The organism is Candidatus Methanocrinis alkalitolerans (genome assembly GCF_029167205.1).
GTDB lineage: Archaea > Halobacteriota > Methanosarcinia > Methanotrichales > Methanotrichaceae > Methanocrinis > Methanocrinis alkalitolerans.
Genome location: NZ_JARFPL010000007.1, coordinates 1 through 15,650 on the forward strand (window position 1 = coordinate 1; position 15,650 = coordinate 15,650).

The window sequence follows — 15,650 nt, forward strand, 5'->3', positions numbered from 1 at the left end:
GGTTCTGGCTGAAGGGACCCTCTACAGCGAACGCGTGGGTCGAGAAGAGAGGGTGGAGCACGGTCAATACATGGTCGTGGACGACGACCAACGCTGACGTTGGAGCAAACCAGGTCAACGTATGGGTAAGAGACGGTAACCATGCCCCCGCATCGAGCTACGACTCGTTCAAGATCGCGGATTTCGTTATAACCGGGCCGAACCAGCCGCCGGTATTCAACTCGTTGACACCGAACAAGGCGAGCCCCCAGAACGTGGGAACGACGGTGAGGTGGACGGCCTCGGCATCCGATCCTGAAGGAGACACGATATACTACAAGTTCCACCTGAAGGGACCGTCGACGGGCGGTGCCTGGGAGACCGTGAGAGAGTGGGGAACCACAAACTTCTGGGACTGGACCCCATCTCAGCAGGGCGACTACGAGATCAACGTTTGGATCAGGGACGGAAAGCACGCAGGAACCGACAGCTGGGACGCCTTCAAGATAACGCCGTTCAAGGTGAACCCGGCCCCGACCCCCAACCGCCCTCCGAAGCTGACCGGCTTCGACCCCGACAGATCGAGCCCCCAGATCGCGGGGACCAGGATAACCTGGACAGCCACGGCGAACGATCCCGACGGCGACCCCATACTCTATCGGTTCTGGATGAAAGGACCTTCCACCGGGAACGCCTGGAAGGTCGTAAGGGACTGGTCGAACACCCGAACTTGGACGTGGTCGACCTCTGCCGGTGACGTTGGCCAGTACGACTTTGCGGTCTATGTCAGAGACGGAAAACACCAGCCTGCGGGCCGATACGACGACATCTTGGGATACAGGGGCTACCAGCTGATCACCATAAGGCCTGCCAACCAGCCTCCGACGGTGACGGCTCTAACCCCAAGCTGGCCGAGCCCCACGACGGCAGGATCGACGATCACATGGACGGCCTCCGCCACAGACCCGGATCGGGACACCATATTCTACAAGTTCTGGCTGAAGGGACCCTCCACCGGGAACGCCTGGACGGTCGTAAGGGATTGGTCCACCAGCAGAACCTGGACGTGGTCGACATCCCCCGGTGACGCCGGCCTCTACGACGTCTACGTATACGTAAGAGATGGAAGACACGCTCCCGCCACCAGCTACGACAGCGGCAGGGGGTATGGCGGATACCGCCTGACCTCCCCGGTCCTGATCAATCAGCCTCCGGTGGTCACGGCCCTATCTCCCAACAGGCCGAGCCCCCAGATGGTGGGATCAACGATCGCGTGGACCGCAGCAGCGAGCGACCCGGAGGGGGACCCCCTCCTATACAAGTTCTGGCTGAGGGGACCGTCCACCGGGAACGTCTGGACGGTCGTGCAGGACTGGTCCGCGAGCTCCACATGGACGTGGTCGACGGCTCCGGCTGACGCTGGCCTCTATGACGTCTACGTCTACGTCAGGGACGGAAAACACGAGCCTGCCACCAGGTACGACAGCGCCAGAGGTTACGGTGGATACCGCCTGACCTCCCCGGTCCTGATCAACCAGCCTCCGGTGGTCACCGCCCTATCTCCCAACAGGCCGAGCCCCCAGACGGCAGGATCCACGATCGCGTGGACCGCCTCGGCGTCCGACCCGGAGGGGGACCCCCTCCTATACAGGTTCTGGCTGAAGGGCCCCTCCACCGGCAGCGCATGGAGGATCGTCCAGGACTGGTCTGCGAGCCCCACATGGACGTGGTCAACGGCTCCGGCTGACGCTGGCGAGTACAGCGTCTACGTCTACGTCAGGGACGGAAAACATGCCCCGGCCACCAGCTACGACAGCGCCAGGGGGTACACCGGCTACCAGCTCGTCAGCCCCGGCGGCGTCCGCCAGCTCACCTCCGGCGACCCGGTCCAGGACAGGCCGTCTCTTGTCTTCTCCGATGATGGGATCCTTCTCGCCTACCAGTCCTGGGAGGCGGGGCCGTTATTCGGAGGTGACATATTCCTAAAGAGGTTCGACCCAGGCTGGAGCCAGATCCAGAAGGTTCGGGCCACCAACGACCCGACTTACCAGGACACGCCGTCGGCGATCTACTCCGACGGCTACTATTACGTCGCCTACGTCTCCGACGAGACGGGTAACTGGGATATCTTCGTCAAGAAGTATGACCGAGATCTGAACCTCATCGAGACCCGGAGGCTGACCTCCTCGCCCGCCGACCAGGACAGCCCCTCCCTAATACGGGTGGACAGCGACTTCTATCTCGCCTACCAGTCCTGGGAGACGGGCTCATCTTTCGGCGGCGACATCTTCATCGAGCGGTTCAACTCCGCTTGGACCTCGATCCGGAAGGTGAGGGTGACGACGGAGACGAGCTACCAGGACAGGCCGTCGATCACATACGGGGAGGACGGCAGAATCAGCGTAGCCTACGTCTCGGAAGAGACCGGAAACAAGGAGATCTTCGTCAAGAGTTACGACAGGAGCCTCAACTACATCGAGAAGAGGAGGATAACCACAAGCCCTTCGAGCCAGGACTACCCATCTTTCCTCTGGCAGAACGGCGAGTTCAACCTCGTCTACAGCTCTCAGGAGGAAGGGAGCTACGACCTTTACCTGGAGAGGTTCGACCCGGCCTGGAACCTGATCGAGAGGGTTGAGGTGACCGAAACCTCCGGCGACGAGATCTGGCCATCTCTCGCCTCCAGCCCCTTCGACGATCTCCTCTGGGTGTCCTACGTCCACCAGGACGGCGCTAGCCGTAATATATTCGTCCAGCCCGCACAGTCCCTCGACTCGACGGCCGGCTGCTGGGCCGCCATGCAGTTCAGCGCCACCAGGGCCTACAGCCCCTACACCCTCACCGTCAAGTTCCGCGGGGCGACGGGAGAGCTCATCGACCCTTCGAGCTATAGGCTGACCTGGAGCCCCGCCGACGCAGTCCTGACCAGCAGCGCCCTCCGGAAAGTCTCGACGGGAACATACAGCCTCGAATCGAGGTTCGGATCCGCGGGCCTCAAGACGTTCACCATCCGCGCCACCGTCGGCGGGTGCACCGCCGAGAGCACGGTGACGGTCCAGGTGACCTGATGGGAAGGGACGGTTAGCCTAAAACCATGATGTTGAAGATCGGTGGTTCGGTTCGCGCCGCCGATCTCCGATGATTTTATCATCGGGGGGCGAGCTTTGAAACGTCGCCGTCAGGATCGAAGAGCCCTAAGGAGGGTACCTGTCGAAGACCGTCAGGTAAAGCCTTTTGTTGTAATCTTCTATCGTCCGGCGGGCGTCCCATATAGCGTAAGCGTAAAGGGCCAGGATCAAGGGCAGAGGGACGAACTTCGCGACCCCGACGGCCTCCGCGGAGCCGTAAGGTCCAAACCCCAAGAGGGAGAAGAATACGGCAAGCAGAGCCAAATCCGCCAGAATCAAGATAGTGCCTTTGACTGCTTTGCCCGCATAGATCAGCCCCGCTCCTGCAAAGAAGAATGCCGCCAAAAGGAAGCCCGCCACGAGCTTCTTTCGTTCGAGCTCATAGAACATCAACTTCTCCATCTCAGGCATCCTCTGGGCGTTCTCCCATATGATCTGGAACTTCTCGTCTTCTCTCATGCTAAAAGCCTCTATCCTAATGGATCAGGTCGATTTAAAGGTTAGAGGTTTCCCCTGAGCTACAAAAAGTATTTTTATAGAGGCGAGGTGCAGGGGTAGAGAAAACCCCGGTCTTCGGGCCGGGGATGAATCGTACCCCGCCTTAAGCTATGAATCTTTAAATACCATAACGGCATAAGCCAGTGTAATGCTCAAGGCCTTCAAATATAGGATCTATCCGACAAAAGCACAGCGATCTAAGATGGAACAGACCTTGGAGCTGTGTAGATGGACCTATAACGAGACTTTGGCATATCGAAAAAACTCTTTCGAACAAGAAGGCAAATCCATATCTAAGTATGAGACTCACAACTTGCTGCCAGAGTGGAAGAAAAACAAACCAGAGCTGAAGGAGGTATTCTCTCAGACCCTCCAGAACGTCCAAGAACGGGTAGATCTGGCCTTCAAAGCGTTCTTCCGAAGGGTCAAAGCAGGAGAGACCCCAGGGTATCCCAGGTTCAAGGGGAAAGGATGGTACGATTCGTTCACCTATCCACAGCTGGGATTCAAACTGTCTTCCGGGAAGCTCGACCTCTCCAAGATCGGAGATGTCAAGATCAAGCTCCATCGACCCATCGAAGGGAAGATCAAGAGGTTAACCGTTCGGAGATCTTCGACCGGAAAATGGTTTGCCTGCTTCTCAGTGGAGATCGACGATCCTCCGAAGCCTCCCTGGAAAGATGGGTTGATGGTGGGCATCGATGTGGGGCTGGAGAGTTTCGCTACGTTGTCCAACGGAGAGAAGATCGATAACCCCCGGTTCTTTCGATCTGAGGAGAAGGCGTTGGCCAAAGCCCAAAGGCGACTGTCCAAATATGAGAAGGGAACTTTTGAGAGGAGGAAAGCTCTCAAAGTCGTCTCGCGGACCCATGAGCGGATAGCCAACCGCAGATACAATTTTGCTCATCAGGTCAGTCACAACCTGGTCGAAAGGTTCGGGCTGATCGCTTTCGAGGATCTGAGCATCACGAACATGCTTAAGAACCACTGCCTGGCTAAGAGCATATCAGACGCTGCCTGGAGGATGCTAGTGATAACCACATCGTACAAGGCTGAGAGCGCCGGTTCGATGGTGGTTCTAGTAGATCCCAGAAACACAAGTCAGCTATGTTCCAGGTGCGGTCTTAAAGTGCCGAAGTTGCTATCGGATCGGGTCCATGAATGTCCTCAATGCGGGCTGGTCATGGACCGTGACGAGAATGCGGCGATAAACATTCTGAGACTGGGGCTACAGTCTCTGCCAAAAGCTAGAAGCCCCGCCCTTCAGGGCGGGGAGTAGTCACAACATTATGCGTAACTGATATATATCTACAATATATATCAACTAAGGGCTCGAATAAGAGCTCGAATTGGGGAGGGAACCATGCTAGCCCTTATAGCCACCATCGCAGGTTCGGTCATCACGGCGTACTCCGCTTACAAGATCTATACGACCCGGAGCGTCCAGAGCAGAAAGCTGCGGGATATGGAGATTTTGAGGCGGCTGAACGTCCCCCCAAAAAAGCAGGTCCGGGTCTGGAGTTTTCTCATGGCACTGGGCCTCATCCTCCTCACTCCTGGCTTGGGCCTTCTCCTCTCCTCCGATCCGATCTCAGGGTATGCAGAAGGCACTTCCTATCCCAATCTGAGAGCTACCCCCTCCAAGAGCCCCGTCATCGTCCCCCCGATGGAAACGATGGAAAGCTCGCCCCGGACCGTTCGTGATGCAGGATCCGGCGCCTCTCGAGCTCTCTCATTCTTCGCTCCCTCCGGCGGCGGGGGCAAAGGGTCGTCCTCGGGGGCCGCCGTAACGACCTCCCGACCCACTTCGGCGGGCTCTGATCCAACAGGAGACACCTCCATCTCGGATGATGCGGGAGGGGCGTCTAAGACGAAACTGGCCTCCAGCGGCCCGAAGACCGACGGAGCCTCAGAAAAAGAGGCAAACTCCGAAGCTTCAGAATATGAGGGAAACCGAAGGGAGACGGCACCGGCTGCTCCAGATATTACGACCTATTCCGCGAAGATAGACGCGGCGCCCGAAAAGACCTCCTCTAAGGAGGGAAAAGAGCCTCCTCTCATCGCCAGCAAGACTGAGAAGGAAGGCTTCGAAGTTCCATCCAGAACCGTCCCAGAAGAGCCTGAGGATGAGAGGCCAGCATACGCTCCCCACCGTCAGGTGGCAGAAACGAGCCCCGAACTGATCCCGGAGGAGACGGCGGCGGGGACCGTCGCCATCGGACCTGAAAATTTGCCTGCAACTGAAGATGGAACGGACCGAGAGCCGATGGAGGTCTCGGTGGCAGAGAAAGGGCCCGGACCGATCCTGGACGGACCAGCAGCCATCAGACCCAAAAAGGGGGCAGAGATTGAGACCGGAGACGAGGCCACAGATGACCTGTTGACCGAGACCGTAACCGACCCCGAAGATGAGCAGAAGACCAAAACCGGGACGGATCTGGAGACTCCGGTGATTTCGGCGGCGGAAAAGGGGCCAGATCCGACTCCAGGGGATACCTCCGCCGGAGAGGAGATCGTCGAAGAGGGTCCTGTAAAGAGCACAACCCCGGAGGACTCCGGATCGTGGGACATCGGGAAGGTTCCCGCCTCCGGCGAGCACTCCCCAGATATGGAGGTTGCGGCGACGACCGGCATCTTTGACGCCGCCTCGACAGGGAATACGACGCCGCAGATAGAGGGAGTTAAAAGGCTCGAATTCAAGGCAGCCCCGCCTTCGACGACCGAGGAAACAGGGAACCTTTCGGAAGATAACACGACCGTATCGGGCCCAGAAGACGAGACGAACCAGACAAAAGCCACGCTCTCGAATTTGAACCTCCCCTTCGGCGATGGCGAGAGGGGACCGAGGCTCGACACCTTCGGCAAGGGGTTCAACTTTGAGACGGGGCTTGAAAGATTCGGATCCGGCCGGGAGGTGGCCATCGACGAAAATGGGACGTTGATGCCCGCCCCCATCATGGAGTTTGAGAAGATGGACTTCGGATCGAACGTTGGGGGAGGGTTCGGCCTGACCCCCTCCAGCCCCTTCGGATGATCCGATCGCGAGATTCGCCGGCAGAGTGGCCACCGGTGTCGTCGGCTGGGTTCCAGGACGAGGATTAAAATGGAGCTTCAACAGGACCATATGTCTGCGACTGAGACGACGGGAAGATGCCGTCCTATCCCGGCGCCGAGGATAGGCGAAAGAAACGACGTCTTGTCCCATCTTCTCCGATCCAGAAAGTGCATCCCCATCCTCATATTCTTCATCTTGATCTCGCCCTCCCAGGTCCATGGAGAAGAGATCTCTTCCGCCGACTGGTCCGAGATGGGCAACGCTCAGGTCGGCAGAGGTGAATACGAAGAGGCGGTCAAAAGCTACCAGAGGGCGATCGACCTCGACGCCTATAACCCAGACCTCTGGTATAACAAGGGGCTGGCCCTCAGCGGCCTGGGCAGATATGAGGACGCCCTCGAATGCTACCAGAGGGCGACGAAGCTCGATCCCTTCGACGCTGAGATCTGGCTTGAGAGAGGGGCTGCCCTATCAGGTCTGGGAAGGTATCAAGAGGCGCTGGCGAGCTACGATAGGGGCATCGAGTTCGATGCCGACGACGCCGGCGCATGGAATAACAGAGGAACCGTCCTAGCAAAGCTCGAAAGGTTTGGGGAGGCGGTCGAGAGCTACGATAGGGCCATACTGATCGATCCACTGAACCCCGACGCCTGGAACAACAGGGGAACCGTCCTAGCAAAGCTCGAAAGGTTTGGGGACGCGATCGAGAGCTACGATAGGGCCATACTGATCGATCCACTGAACCCCAACGCCTGGAACAACAAGGGCTCCGCCCTCCACCAGCTGGGGAGGTATCTGGAGGCTCAGGACTGCTACGACAGGGCGATAAATCTTGATCCGCTCCACCCGTATGCATGGCACAACAAAGGGCTGCTGGTACCCACCCTCGATGAAGAGACCGAGGATCTCTTCGCCCTCTCAAGAAAGAGGATTTACGTTGAGACCGAGATGAAGAGATCTCCCTTCCAGTTCTGGGACGAGAACGGCTACCAAGAGAAGCTAAAAGAGAACGAGAATCTTCCGGGGTGGAGGGTTCCTCTGGTGGTCGCCTCCATCCTGGCGGTCGGCCTCCTTTTGAACCTCGGCGGGAAGGGGAAGCAGATTTATCCGGATTCTATAAAGTCGTCCCTCACAAGGCTCGTTCTGGTGGGGGACAGATCTATCAACAAGAGGCGTTGACTATGAGGACGGATATCTATATCGTTTTTATCCTATTTTTGGCCCTCCTCACCACAATCGCGGCGGCGGTGCCGAAGGAGGCCTCAGGGACGGTGATCGGCGTAGATAGCGGTGATGTCTTCGAAGTCCTGATTGTGGAGGAGGACCCCCGAACTGGACCAGGTGTGGTGACGGTGAAGCTTGCGGACGTCATCATCTCGGAGATCGAATCTGCCGGGAGAGAGGCAGCAAAAGAGTTTGCAGAGGCCCATCTAATGAACAGAACCGTCTGGCTGGACATCGACGATCTGAGCGTCGCTGGCCGGGATCCTAAGGGGAGGCTCATATGCGTCGTCTATCTCGAAGAGCCGGACGGCAGGATCAACCTCACCCATCCCTTCAACAGGCTCCTGGTGGACGCGGGCCACGCCGAAGCTCATGACTTCCAGGAGGACGAGTTCGATCCTGCAGAATGGTGGCCTTCATGGGTGGTCATAAACGAGGTGGAGGCGAACCCCGAAGGCGGCGACGCTGACTACGAGTGGGTGGAGCTTTACAACGACGGATGGGATGATGCAGATGTAGGCAACTGGACCTTGACGACCGCCGGCGGGTCCATCATTCTGCTGGAGGCTGGGACGATCGTCCCGGCGGGAGGTTTCTTCGTGGTGACGGCTGGGGGGTACTGGCTGCAAAACAGCGACGAACTGGTGATCCTGAGAGACGACAGGGGGGTGGAGGTCGACAGGACCCCGGCCCTGAACGACCAGGATGATGACGTCAACAGCTGGTCGAGATATCCCGACGGTGGCGACGAATGGATCCGCATCGAGGCGAGCCCGGGGCTGCCCGTCCCGCCGATAGAGCTATCGCTGGGGACCATCTCCGACCTGGCCGAAGAGAGCGACAACTGGCTCCTATGGTCCAATGCTCCTCCTTCGGGGCTCTGGGACGTCTCGGACTTTCTCAAATGCTGACCAAATACATTCTTGGTGACAAACGCCCGGCATCTCCTCAGATCCCGGCCGATGTGGGGGGAGCTCGGGATCCGGCCTCATTCGAGGTTCAGCTCCCTCGCCCTCTCCATAGCCTCCTTTGCCTCATCATCTCTTCCCAGAGATCTGAGGGCTAGAGCCATGTTCTGCCAGGCTGTTGTGGTGTACGCGGGGTAGATCTCCACAGCCTTACCGAAGCACTCCACCGCCTCCTCAGGCCGGCTGAGGGCGATGAGGCAGACCCCCTTGTTGTTCCAGGTGTAGAAGTCGAAGGGGTCGATGAGGATCGACTCGTCGTAACACTTCAGGGCTTCTTCGTGCATGCCAAGGTTGTCGAGGGCTGCCCCCTTGTTGTTCCATGCCCTCCCCGCCCGAGGTCCCAGAGGGTCCATCTCTATGGCCATATCGTAAGCTTCGGCAGCTTTTTGGAATTCTTTAAGGTTGTGGAAGGCGTAGCCCTTGACGATCCAGGACCTCAGATCCGACGGATCGATCTCGAGGGCTTTATCTGCAGACTCCAGCGCCTCTTCGTGCCTTGCCAGCTCGTTCAAGGCGATCGCTTTTCCTCTCCAGCTCGGAGCGTGATCCGGCTCGATCTCCAGAGCCGTCTCGAAAGATGCAACTGCCTCATGATATCGTTCTTCTTTCCTTTGAGCCTCGCCCAGGAGACTCCAGGCCTCCAAGAAGAGGGGTTCCTTCTCTATCGCCCTCTCCAGGTGGCCTATCGCCTCGTTGAAACCGCCGGAGCTGTAGCTTCCGCCACCCTTCCTGTACCAGTAATCCGCATCCAACAAACCGCCACCGCCTCAGCCGTAGATCTGCAAAAGGGGAGTTCCATCACCCGGATTTCGGTTTTGTAGGAGAACCTTGTTAAGGGTTGTGGAACCCCTCCAGGACGGCTTCGAACCACCCGTATAGGGCTCCAAAGCCCCTTCTAACCGTCTCGTCGCCGAGATCCAGGATCTCCGAGACTTCGAGGTCGCCCAGGCCGCCTCGATACACAACATCTGAGAGATCCTCAATGATCCGCTCCATGGGGGCTGCATCAAAACCGTAACTTTTGACATAAAGGATGGCTATGGAAAGGATGAGCAGTACGGCTACGATGCCAGCCTTGGATCTCCGACCCGCCCCATCATCTTGCATATCCGACCGATCCATCGCTTCCCTTCTGCATAAACCCCTCTTCTCGGCGACGTTCCTTCGGAGCCGCTCGATCTCCCCAGGACCCCAGAGCCTAACCCCCAGCCGTTGGGCCAAATCCGCCGCCGACCTGGAGAACCCAGAAGAGGGCGATACGACCACGATGATCCTCCCCGGTTGCGAACCCGCGGCTTTGGCGACCCGTTCTACGTCGGCATCGTCGACCAACCCATCGGTTCTTTTACAATATATGCTATAGGTTACCTTATGGCCGACCTCGTCGGTCCTGGTGGCGACGATCTCCGCCCAGCCTTCGCTGGATTTTGTGATATTTTCGACCCTGTAGCAGTTCAGCTCTATGAGATCCCCAAATTCCTCCTCGAAGGAGTATCCGGTCTCGAGCGGGTTCAACCATCTCGCCCCCATCTGATATCCGACCCCCATCCGGGATTTTGACGCCTTTTTTCTGCCTTATAGACAAATACCTTATATATTATGATATTCTATGGTTATTTATAGTTGGGGCAAACTGCTGAACGGAGAATCTCTCACCATCCATCTCATCGGGATGCGGGCGTTTGGGTCGAGAGATCCGCCGACGCGCGCTCCATCATGGTAAGTTATATATTGCCAAGCCGCAATTCGCTGTCCGCATGTACGTGGACGGTGGTGATGATATATGAGTTCGATGCAATCTGAGATCGCCAGCCGTCTGGTCCAGTTCCTCGACCTGGACACGGATGGAAGAAGGCGATTCGTTCTGGGGGTCATCCTAGAATCGGGCGAAATCACCGTAAGCTCCCTTTACAAGGCGGTCAAAGAGCAGTTTGAGACATCAAGGAAGGTCGTAGCGTCCCTGTTGGGATACATCTGCTCCAAGCTGGGTATCCTGAGGGCACATAAGAAATCCTACCGTCTGCCAACGGTTTACATCCTTAAAGAGGAGTATACCGACCTCGTCAGGTCGGTCCTCAACGCCACCGCCGTTCCCGGCGAGTCATGACCCAGGTCAAAAACGCTCCAAGAACTGCGACCACCCTGAAGATCAGATCCAAGTCGGAACACTGGATAACCCGCTCCAAAGACCCCTACCTGGAGCTTATGCTCCGGCTCTTTCAGGATGAGAAGACCGCCCGCCGCGGCAGGGATTTCCTGACGATGGTGGAGGTAGGCCAAGAGAAGGGCGAACCGCTAAAAACCAGGGACTGGAAACGGATAATGGAAGAGCTGGACGTCTCCAGATCTGCATTCTATTTCATGAGAAACAAGCTCTTGGGGGCGGGGCTCATCGCCGTCCGGTCCGGAGAATACAGGCTCTCCGGGATGTTCTCCCGCGACCTCGCGGACATGTCCCGATGGTGGTGGACGGCGGTTATGGGAAACGACCCCGAGACTTTATGATCATCGGCGACCGTCGGAAGGAATAGGATCTACAGGGCAGCGGTCAGCTCTCCCATCCTCTTCTCGATCGTCGAAACTATCCTGTCGTTCTCCATGTACTCAAGGCCGGCTCCGCAGAAGGGACATATGAAGTTGTTCTCGCTCGCCTCGTCGAAGACGAAACGGGCACATCCGCCGACGCATGCGTAAAATATGTTGTTCTTCTCGTAGCTGAGCCGCTCTTCCAGCTTTCTTAAGAGCTTTCTTGCCTCCGACTCCAGGGCACGATCCATATTCTCCATGCAGAGGGCCCAGAGATATGTAAGCCAGCCGCTCTCGGGGTCCCTCTCCCTCCTGTACTTCGCGAGGCGGTGCTCGTAGAGGAGATAGAGGGTCCTCCTGACGGCGTTCAGGCTGATCCCCGTGATCTCCGCCACGTATTCGTCGGTGACCTCGTCGTCGGGCATGCACTCGACTATGTGGAGCCCCTCTTCCCCTACGAGCTTGGAGAGATAAGCACGTTGTATCGGATCCTCGATCAGAACCAAGAGATCACCCCTTTGGGCCTCCCGGTGGGAGAACCAGCATCATTGAAGTCTTTGACCATCTCATTTCCCGCATTGAGAAGTTAGTGCACCGATAGGTTATAGCGATTTCCCTGGTCAGAACCAGGGGCAAACCCTCCCTCTTCGGCCCACCGCCCCTCCACCGGATCTGGAGAAGGAAGACCGCATCATGATCCGCCGGAGGCACCCCCCCCTTGGGCTCTGATCCTCTCGACGAACCTCCTTTTCTTGTCGATCGCCCTCTCGGCTGCGATGTCGACCTTCTCGCTCATCTCGGCGAAGTCCCGGACGGGCCCCTCGTCCACCACCTTCTTTATGGGGGTATATGCAGACTCCCGGAACTGGGGCTCAAAGTCCTTTATCCCGTCTCTGGTGTGTAGCTCTATGCCGCACCCCTCCTCGACCCTACCGATCATATCGATATCGACCCCGGTGCCCCTGACGACCTTCATGAGCTCCTCGGCGGAGGAGGGGGGGGCGATTATGAGGAGGGCGTCTATAGAGACCCCAAGGTAGTCGATCTCCAGCGCCTCCAGCATCTCCAAGACCCTCCGGTTGACGAGCCCTCTCATCATCTCCTCTTCGAAGACGAGCTTCACCCCCGCGGTCTTGGAGATCTCTTTAGCATCCCCCCTGATGCCGCCGTTGGTGACGTCGGTCATGGCGTGGATCTCGACGTCTGCATCCAGGAGCGCCGAAGCCGCCTCCAGGAACTTGACGTTGATCGTCTCCTCGACGACTTCGTGGTGGCCATAGTAGAGGGCCGCGGCACAGACCGTCCCCCCACCGGCCCCTTCCGTCATCAGGATGACGTCCCCAGGGGCGGCGTTCTTCCTCGGTGAGAGCCGATCTGATACCCCCACCGCTCCGACGCAGCCTGTCAGCCGATTTCCTATCACCATGTCCCCCCCGATCCGCAGGGTAGAGCCGGTTATGAGGGGCACCCCCACCACCTCTCCTACGGCAGCGATCCCCGCCAGGTGGTCGAAGAGACGGCTGACGTCCCCGTCGTCGGCCAGGTGGATGTCGGAGAACATGGCGACGGGGCGGGCCCTCATGACCAGTATGTCCCTCAGGGTCGCCCTTGTGACGTGAAAGCCCGCGAGGAAGGGGTAGTCGCTGAGGCGGGAGTGCATCCCGTCAACGGTGAGGACGATGTACTTTCCTCCCGCCTCCACGGCCCCCGAGTCGTCGAGCTGCCTTGAGTCGACGACGGCTCCCGTCTCCCCGATCACCTCGGCGATCTTCTCGTGGGCGTAGAAGTCGCCCGAGCCCCGGGACCCGACCCCAAACTCCCCCATGGTGACCCCTGCCTCCGATAGGTCGAAGACCTCGCCTTTCGGATCCAACGTCGCCCTCGCTTCCTCTACGACGGCTTTTGCGAGCTCCCCGGCGTACTCTCTTGAGATCCTCGCCCCCTTCACCTCCAGGATCATCCCGGCGAGTCTCTCCGGGACGTCTTCGTCCCCCCTCGATAGGCACCTCTTCGCAAATCCCTCCAGATCCATGAAGGACCGTTGGCGCCAGGGGATAAAAAGAGGCCCCTTACGGATGGAAGGTGCAGACCGGGGGTTGAAGATATATCCTCGGAACGCTCATGGTCGATGAAGATCTGGCCAATTCGGCATCGATGCATAGACAGATATCATTCTTCGAGGGGGACCCAATTTGACTCCTGATATGAAGTTCGTTCCCACCACCTGCCCCTACTGCGGCGTTGGATGCGGCCTCAATCTTGTGGTCGGTGGGGGGCGGGTGATGGGGGTGGAGCCGTGGCAGGCCCACCCCATAAACGAGGGGAAACTCTGCCAGAAGGGAAGGTACTCCCACCAGTTCATCCAGAGCCGCGACCGGCTCACGACCCCCCTCATAAAGAGGGACGGCGCCTTCGTCCCTTCGAGCTGGGAGGAGGCCCTGGGGCTGGTGGCGGAGAGGCTATCAGCCTACGGCCCCGAGGAGATATTCTTCCTCGCCTCGGCGAAGGCGACTAACGAGGAGAACTACCTGATGCAGAAGTTCGCCCGGGTCGTCGCAAAGACTAACAACGTAGACCACTGCGCCCGGCTCTGCCACTCCTCCACCGTCTCCGCCCTCTCGGAGGTCTTCGGGTCGGGGGCGATGACCAACTCGATCTTCGACATCGAGGAGTCAAGATGCATCTTCGTCATAGGGAGCAACGCCTTCGAGCAGCACCCCCTGATTGGACGAAGGCTCGTCATCGCGAAGAAGAGGGGGGCGAAGATCATCTGCGCCGATCCGAGGCTCACCCCCACGGCGAAGGCGGCGGACCTCCACCTCCCCCTCCGCCCCGGGACGGACGTGGCGCTTTTGAACGGCCTCATCCGCGAGATCATAAAGAACGGGTGGGAGGACCGGGATTTCATCGAGGAGAGGACCCGGGGATTCGGATCGGTCCTGGAGACGGTGAATAAAGGGGCTTACAGCCTGGAGAACGCCGCCGAGATCACCGGGGTCCACGCTTCTGATATCGAAAGAGCGGCGGAGTGGATCGGGACGATCAAGCCGGCGTCCCTCATATATTCGATGGGGGTGACCCAGCATACCACGGGGGTCGACAACGTCCTCTCCATCGCGAACCTGATGATGCTCACCGGAAACGTCGGAAAGCCCGGCTCCGGCGTCAACCCCCTCCGGGGCCAGAACAACGTCCAGGGGGCCTGCGACATGGGAGCCCTCCCCAACGTCTACAGCGGGTATCAGAGGGTCACCGACGAGGGTTCCCGGGAGAGGATGAGGGGAGTATGGGGGGCGGGCGACATCGGCGATCCGAAGGCGGGGATCGCCTCCACGGAGATGATGAAGATCCTGGCGGAGGGGGCGGGGAGGATAAAGTGCCTCTATCTGATGGGGGAGAACCCGATGATGACAGACCCCGACCTGGCCAGAGTAAAGAAGGCCCTCGAAAACCTCGAGTTCATGGTATCCCAGGAGATCTTCATGACGGAGACAGCAGAGCTCGCCGACGTCGTCCTCCCGGCCGCCTCCTTCGCCGAGAAGGACGGGACCCATACCAATACCGATCGGCGGGTCCAGAGGTTGAGGAAGGCGGTAGATCCGCCGGGGGAGGCGAGGCCTGACTGGAGGATCATCTCCGACCTCGCGGTGCTCATGGGGTATGAGAAGGAGTTCTCTTTCGGGAGCGAGGAGGAGATCTTCGAGGAGATCGCCAGGGCGACTCCCTCCTACGCCGGGATGAGCTACCGCCGTCTCGAGGAGCCCCACGCCCTCCAGTGGCCCTGCCCCGCTCCCCACCATCCCGGAACCCCCATCCTCCACCGGGAGAGGTTCGCCACCCAAGACGGCCTTGGCGTATTCTCCGCCGTCGAATGGAGGCCCCCCGCCGAGGTCCCCACCGGCGACTACCCCTTCATCCTCACCACCGGAAGGTCCCTCTGGCACTGGCACGCCGGTTCGATGACCCGCCGCTCGGAGAGCCTCGACACCGAGGTGAAGACCGGCTGGGTGGAGATTAGCGAGATGGATGCAAGGGAGATGGGGATAGAGGATGGCGAGGTCGTCTTGGTCTCTTCCCGGAGGGGGGAGATCGCCGTCCCGGCGAGGGTGACGGGGGAGATAAAAGAGGGCGTAGTCTTCATACCCTTCCACTTCCGGGAGTGTCCCGCAAACCTCCTGACGAACGGAGCCCTCGACCCCGTCTCGAAGATTCCCGAGTTCAAGGCATGTGCTGTTAAGGTGGAGAAGATGAGGGGGCGGTAATATCCGGGGA

General features: G+C 58.9%; 12 protein-coding genes and 1 pseudogene. 8 read left to right on the plus strand and 5 right to left on the minus strand.

Annotated features, from left to right (window positions below; genetic code table 11):
- A pseudogene (locus P0O24_RS03110) lies at positions 1–3,047 on the plus strand (hypothetical protein); the annotation flags it as partial.
- Between the two features lie 126 nt (positions 3,048–3,173).
- Here the strand turns inward: P0O24_RS03110 and P0O24_RS03115 are convergent.
- The gene (locus P0O24_RS03115) at positions 3,174–3,566 is read right to left on the minus strand and encodes a hypothetical protein (RefSeq protein WP_316968279.1); all 393 of its coding nucleotides are present in this window, start codon (positions 3,564–3,566) and stop codon (positions 3,174–3,176) included.
- Between the two features lie 187 nt (positions 3,567–3,753).
- Between P0O24_RS03115 and P0O24_RS03120 the strand changes: the two genes are divergently transcribed.
- The 4 genes from P0O24_RS03120 (at position 3,754) to P0O24_RS03135 (ending at position 8,795) form a co-directional block, all read left to right on the plus strand.
- Positions 3,754–4,884 carry an RNA-guided endonuclease InsQ/TnpB family protein gene (locus tag P0O24_RS03120; protein WP_316968280.1) on the plus strand — a complete coding sequence of 377 codons (1,131 nt, stop codon included), beginning with the start codon at positions 3,754–3,756 and terminating at the stop codon, positions 4,882–4,884.
- Positions 4,885–4,968: 84 nt separating this feature from the next.
- Positions 4,969–6,639, plus strand: a complete 1,671-nt coding sequence (locus P0O24_RS03125; protein WP_316968281.1) for a hypothetical protein — start codon at positions 4,969–4,971, stop codon at positions 6,637–6,639.
- Between the two features lie 90 nt (positions 6,640–6,729).
- Complete coding sequence (locus P0O24_RS03130) at positions 6,730–7,839, plus strand: tetratricopeptide repeat protein (protein WP_316968282.1); 1,110 nt, start codon at positions 6,730–6,732, stop codon at positions 7,837–7,839.
- Between the two features lie 2 nt (positions 7,840–7,841).
- Positions 7,842–8,795: a lamin tail domain-containing protein gene (locus tag P0O24_RS03135; RefSeq protein WP_316968283.1), complete on the plus strand. Its 954-nt coding sequence runs from the start codon at positions 7,842–7,844 to the stop codon at positions 8,793–8,795.
- Positions 8,796–8,872: 77 nt separating this feature from the next.
- On the opposite strand, the gene P0O24_RS03140 is transcribed toward P0O24_RS03135, so the two are convergent.
- Positions 8,873–9,604: a tetratricopeptide repeat protein gene (locus tag P0O24_RS03140; RefSeq protein WP_316968284.1), complete on the minus strand. Its 732-nt coding sequence runs from the start codon at positions 9,602–9,604 to the stop codon at positions 8,873–8,875.
- A 79-nt stretch (positions 9,605–9,683) separates the two neighbouring features.
- On the minus strand, positions 9,684–10,367 hold the full coding sequence (locus tag P0O24_RS03145) for a restriction endonuclease (RefSeq protein ID WP_316968285.1): 684 nt from the start codon (positions 10,365–10,367) through the stop codon (positions 9,684–9,686).
- A 268-nt stretch (positions 10,368–10,635) separates the two neighbouring features.
- On the opposite strand from P0O24_RS03145, the gene P0O24_RS03150 reads away from it, so the two are divergent.
- Together P0O24_RS03150 and P0O24_RS03155 are read left to right on the plus strand one after the other, a co-directional pair.
- Positions 10,636–10,959 carry a DUF2551 domain-containing protein gene (locus tag P0O24_RS03150; RefSeq protein WP_316968286.1) on the plus strand — a complete coding sequence of 108 codons (324 nt, stop codon included), beginning with the start codon at positions 10,636–10,638 and terminating at the stop codon, positions 10,957–10,959.
- On the plus strand, positions 10,956–11,357 hold the full coding sequence (locus P0O24_RS03155; RefSeq protein ID WP_316968287.1) for a hypothetical protein: 402 nt from the start codon (positions 10,956–10,958) through the stop codon (positions 11,355–11,357). The genes P0O24_RS03150 and P0O24_RS03155 overlap by 4 nt, the downstream gene beginning before the upstream one ends.
- A 29-nt stretch (positions 11,358–11,386) precedes the next feature.
- Here the strand turns inward: P0O24_RS03155 and tfe are convergent, their stop codons facing one another.
- Positions 11,387–11,884: a transcription factor E gene (gene tfe, locus P0O24_RS03160; protein WP_316968288.1), complete on the minus strand. Its 498-nt coding sequence runs from the start codon at positions 11,882–11,884 to the stop codon at positions 11,387–11,389.
- Positions 11,885–12,069: 185 nt separating this feature from the next.
- Positions 12,070–13,410, minus strand: coding sequence for an AIR synthase-related protein (locus tag P0O24_RS03165; protein ID WP_316968289.1), 1,341 nt, complete (start codon positions 13,408–13,410; stop codon positions 12,070–12,072).
- A gap of 172 nt (positions 13,411–13,582) precedes the next feature.
- Here P0O24_RS03165 and fdhF point away from each other — a divergent pair, with 172 nt between their 5' ends.
- The gene (fdhF, locus tag P0O24_RS03170) at positions 13,583–15,640 is read left to right on the plus strand and encodes a formate dehydrogenase subunit alpha (RefSeq protein WP_316968341.1); all 2,058 of its coding nucleotides are present in this window, start codon (positions 13,583–13,585) and stop codon (positions 15,638–15,640) included.
- Positions 15,641–15,650: the final 10 nt, after the last annotated feature.

Excerpts from the sequence above, each read along its gene's own strand:
- P0O24_RS03115 (WP_316968279.1), bottom strand. The coding sequence starts at position 3,566 with ATGAGAGAAGACGAGAAGTTCCAGATCATATGGGAGAACGCCCAGAGG.
- P0O24_RS03135 (WP_316968283.1), top strand. The coding sequence starts at position 7,842 with ATGAGGACGGATATCTATATCGTTTTTATCCTATTTTTGGCCCTCCTC.
- P0O24_RS03120 (WP_316968280.1), top strand. The coding sequence starts at position 3,754 with ATGCTCAAGGCCTTCAAATATAGGATCTATCCGACAAAAGCACAGCGA.
- P0O24_RS03125 (WP_316968281.1), top strand. The coding sequence starts at position 4,969 with ATGCTAGCCCTTATAGCCACCATCGCAGGTTCGGTCATCACGGCGTAC.
- P0O24_RS03150 (WP_316968286.1), top strand. The coding sequence starts at position 10,636 with ATGAGTTCGATGCAATCTGAGATCGCCAGCCGTCTGGTCCAGTTCCTC.
- P0O24_RS03130 (WP_316968282.1), top strand. The coding sequence starts at position 6,730 with ATGTCTGCGACTGAGACGACGGGAAGATGCCGTCCTATCCCGGCGCCG.
- P0O24_RS03155 (WP_316968287.1), top strand. The coding sequence starts at position 10,956 with ATGACCCAGGTCAAAAACGCTCCAAGAACTGCGACCACCCTGAAGATC.
- fdhF (WP_316968341.1), top strand. The coding sequence starts at position 13,583 with ATGAAGTTCGTTCCCACCACCTGCCCCTACTGCGGCGTTGGATGCGGC.
- P0O24_RS03165 (WP_316968289.1), bottom strand. The coding sequence starts at position 13,410 with ATGGATCTGGAGGGATTTGCGAAGAGGTGCCTATCGAGGGGGGACGAA.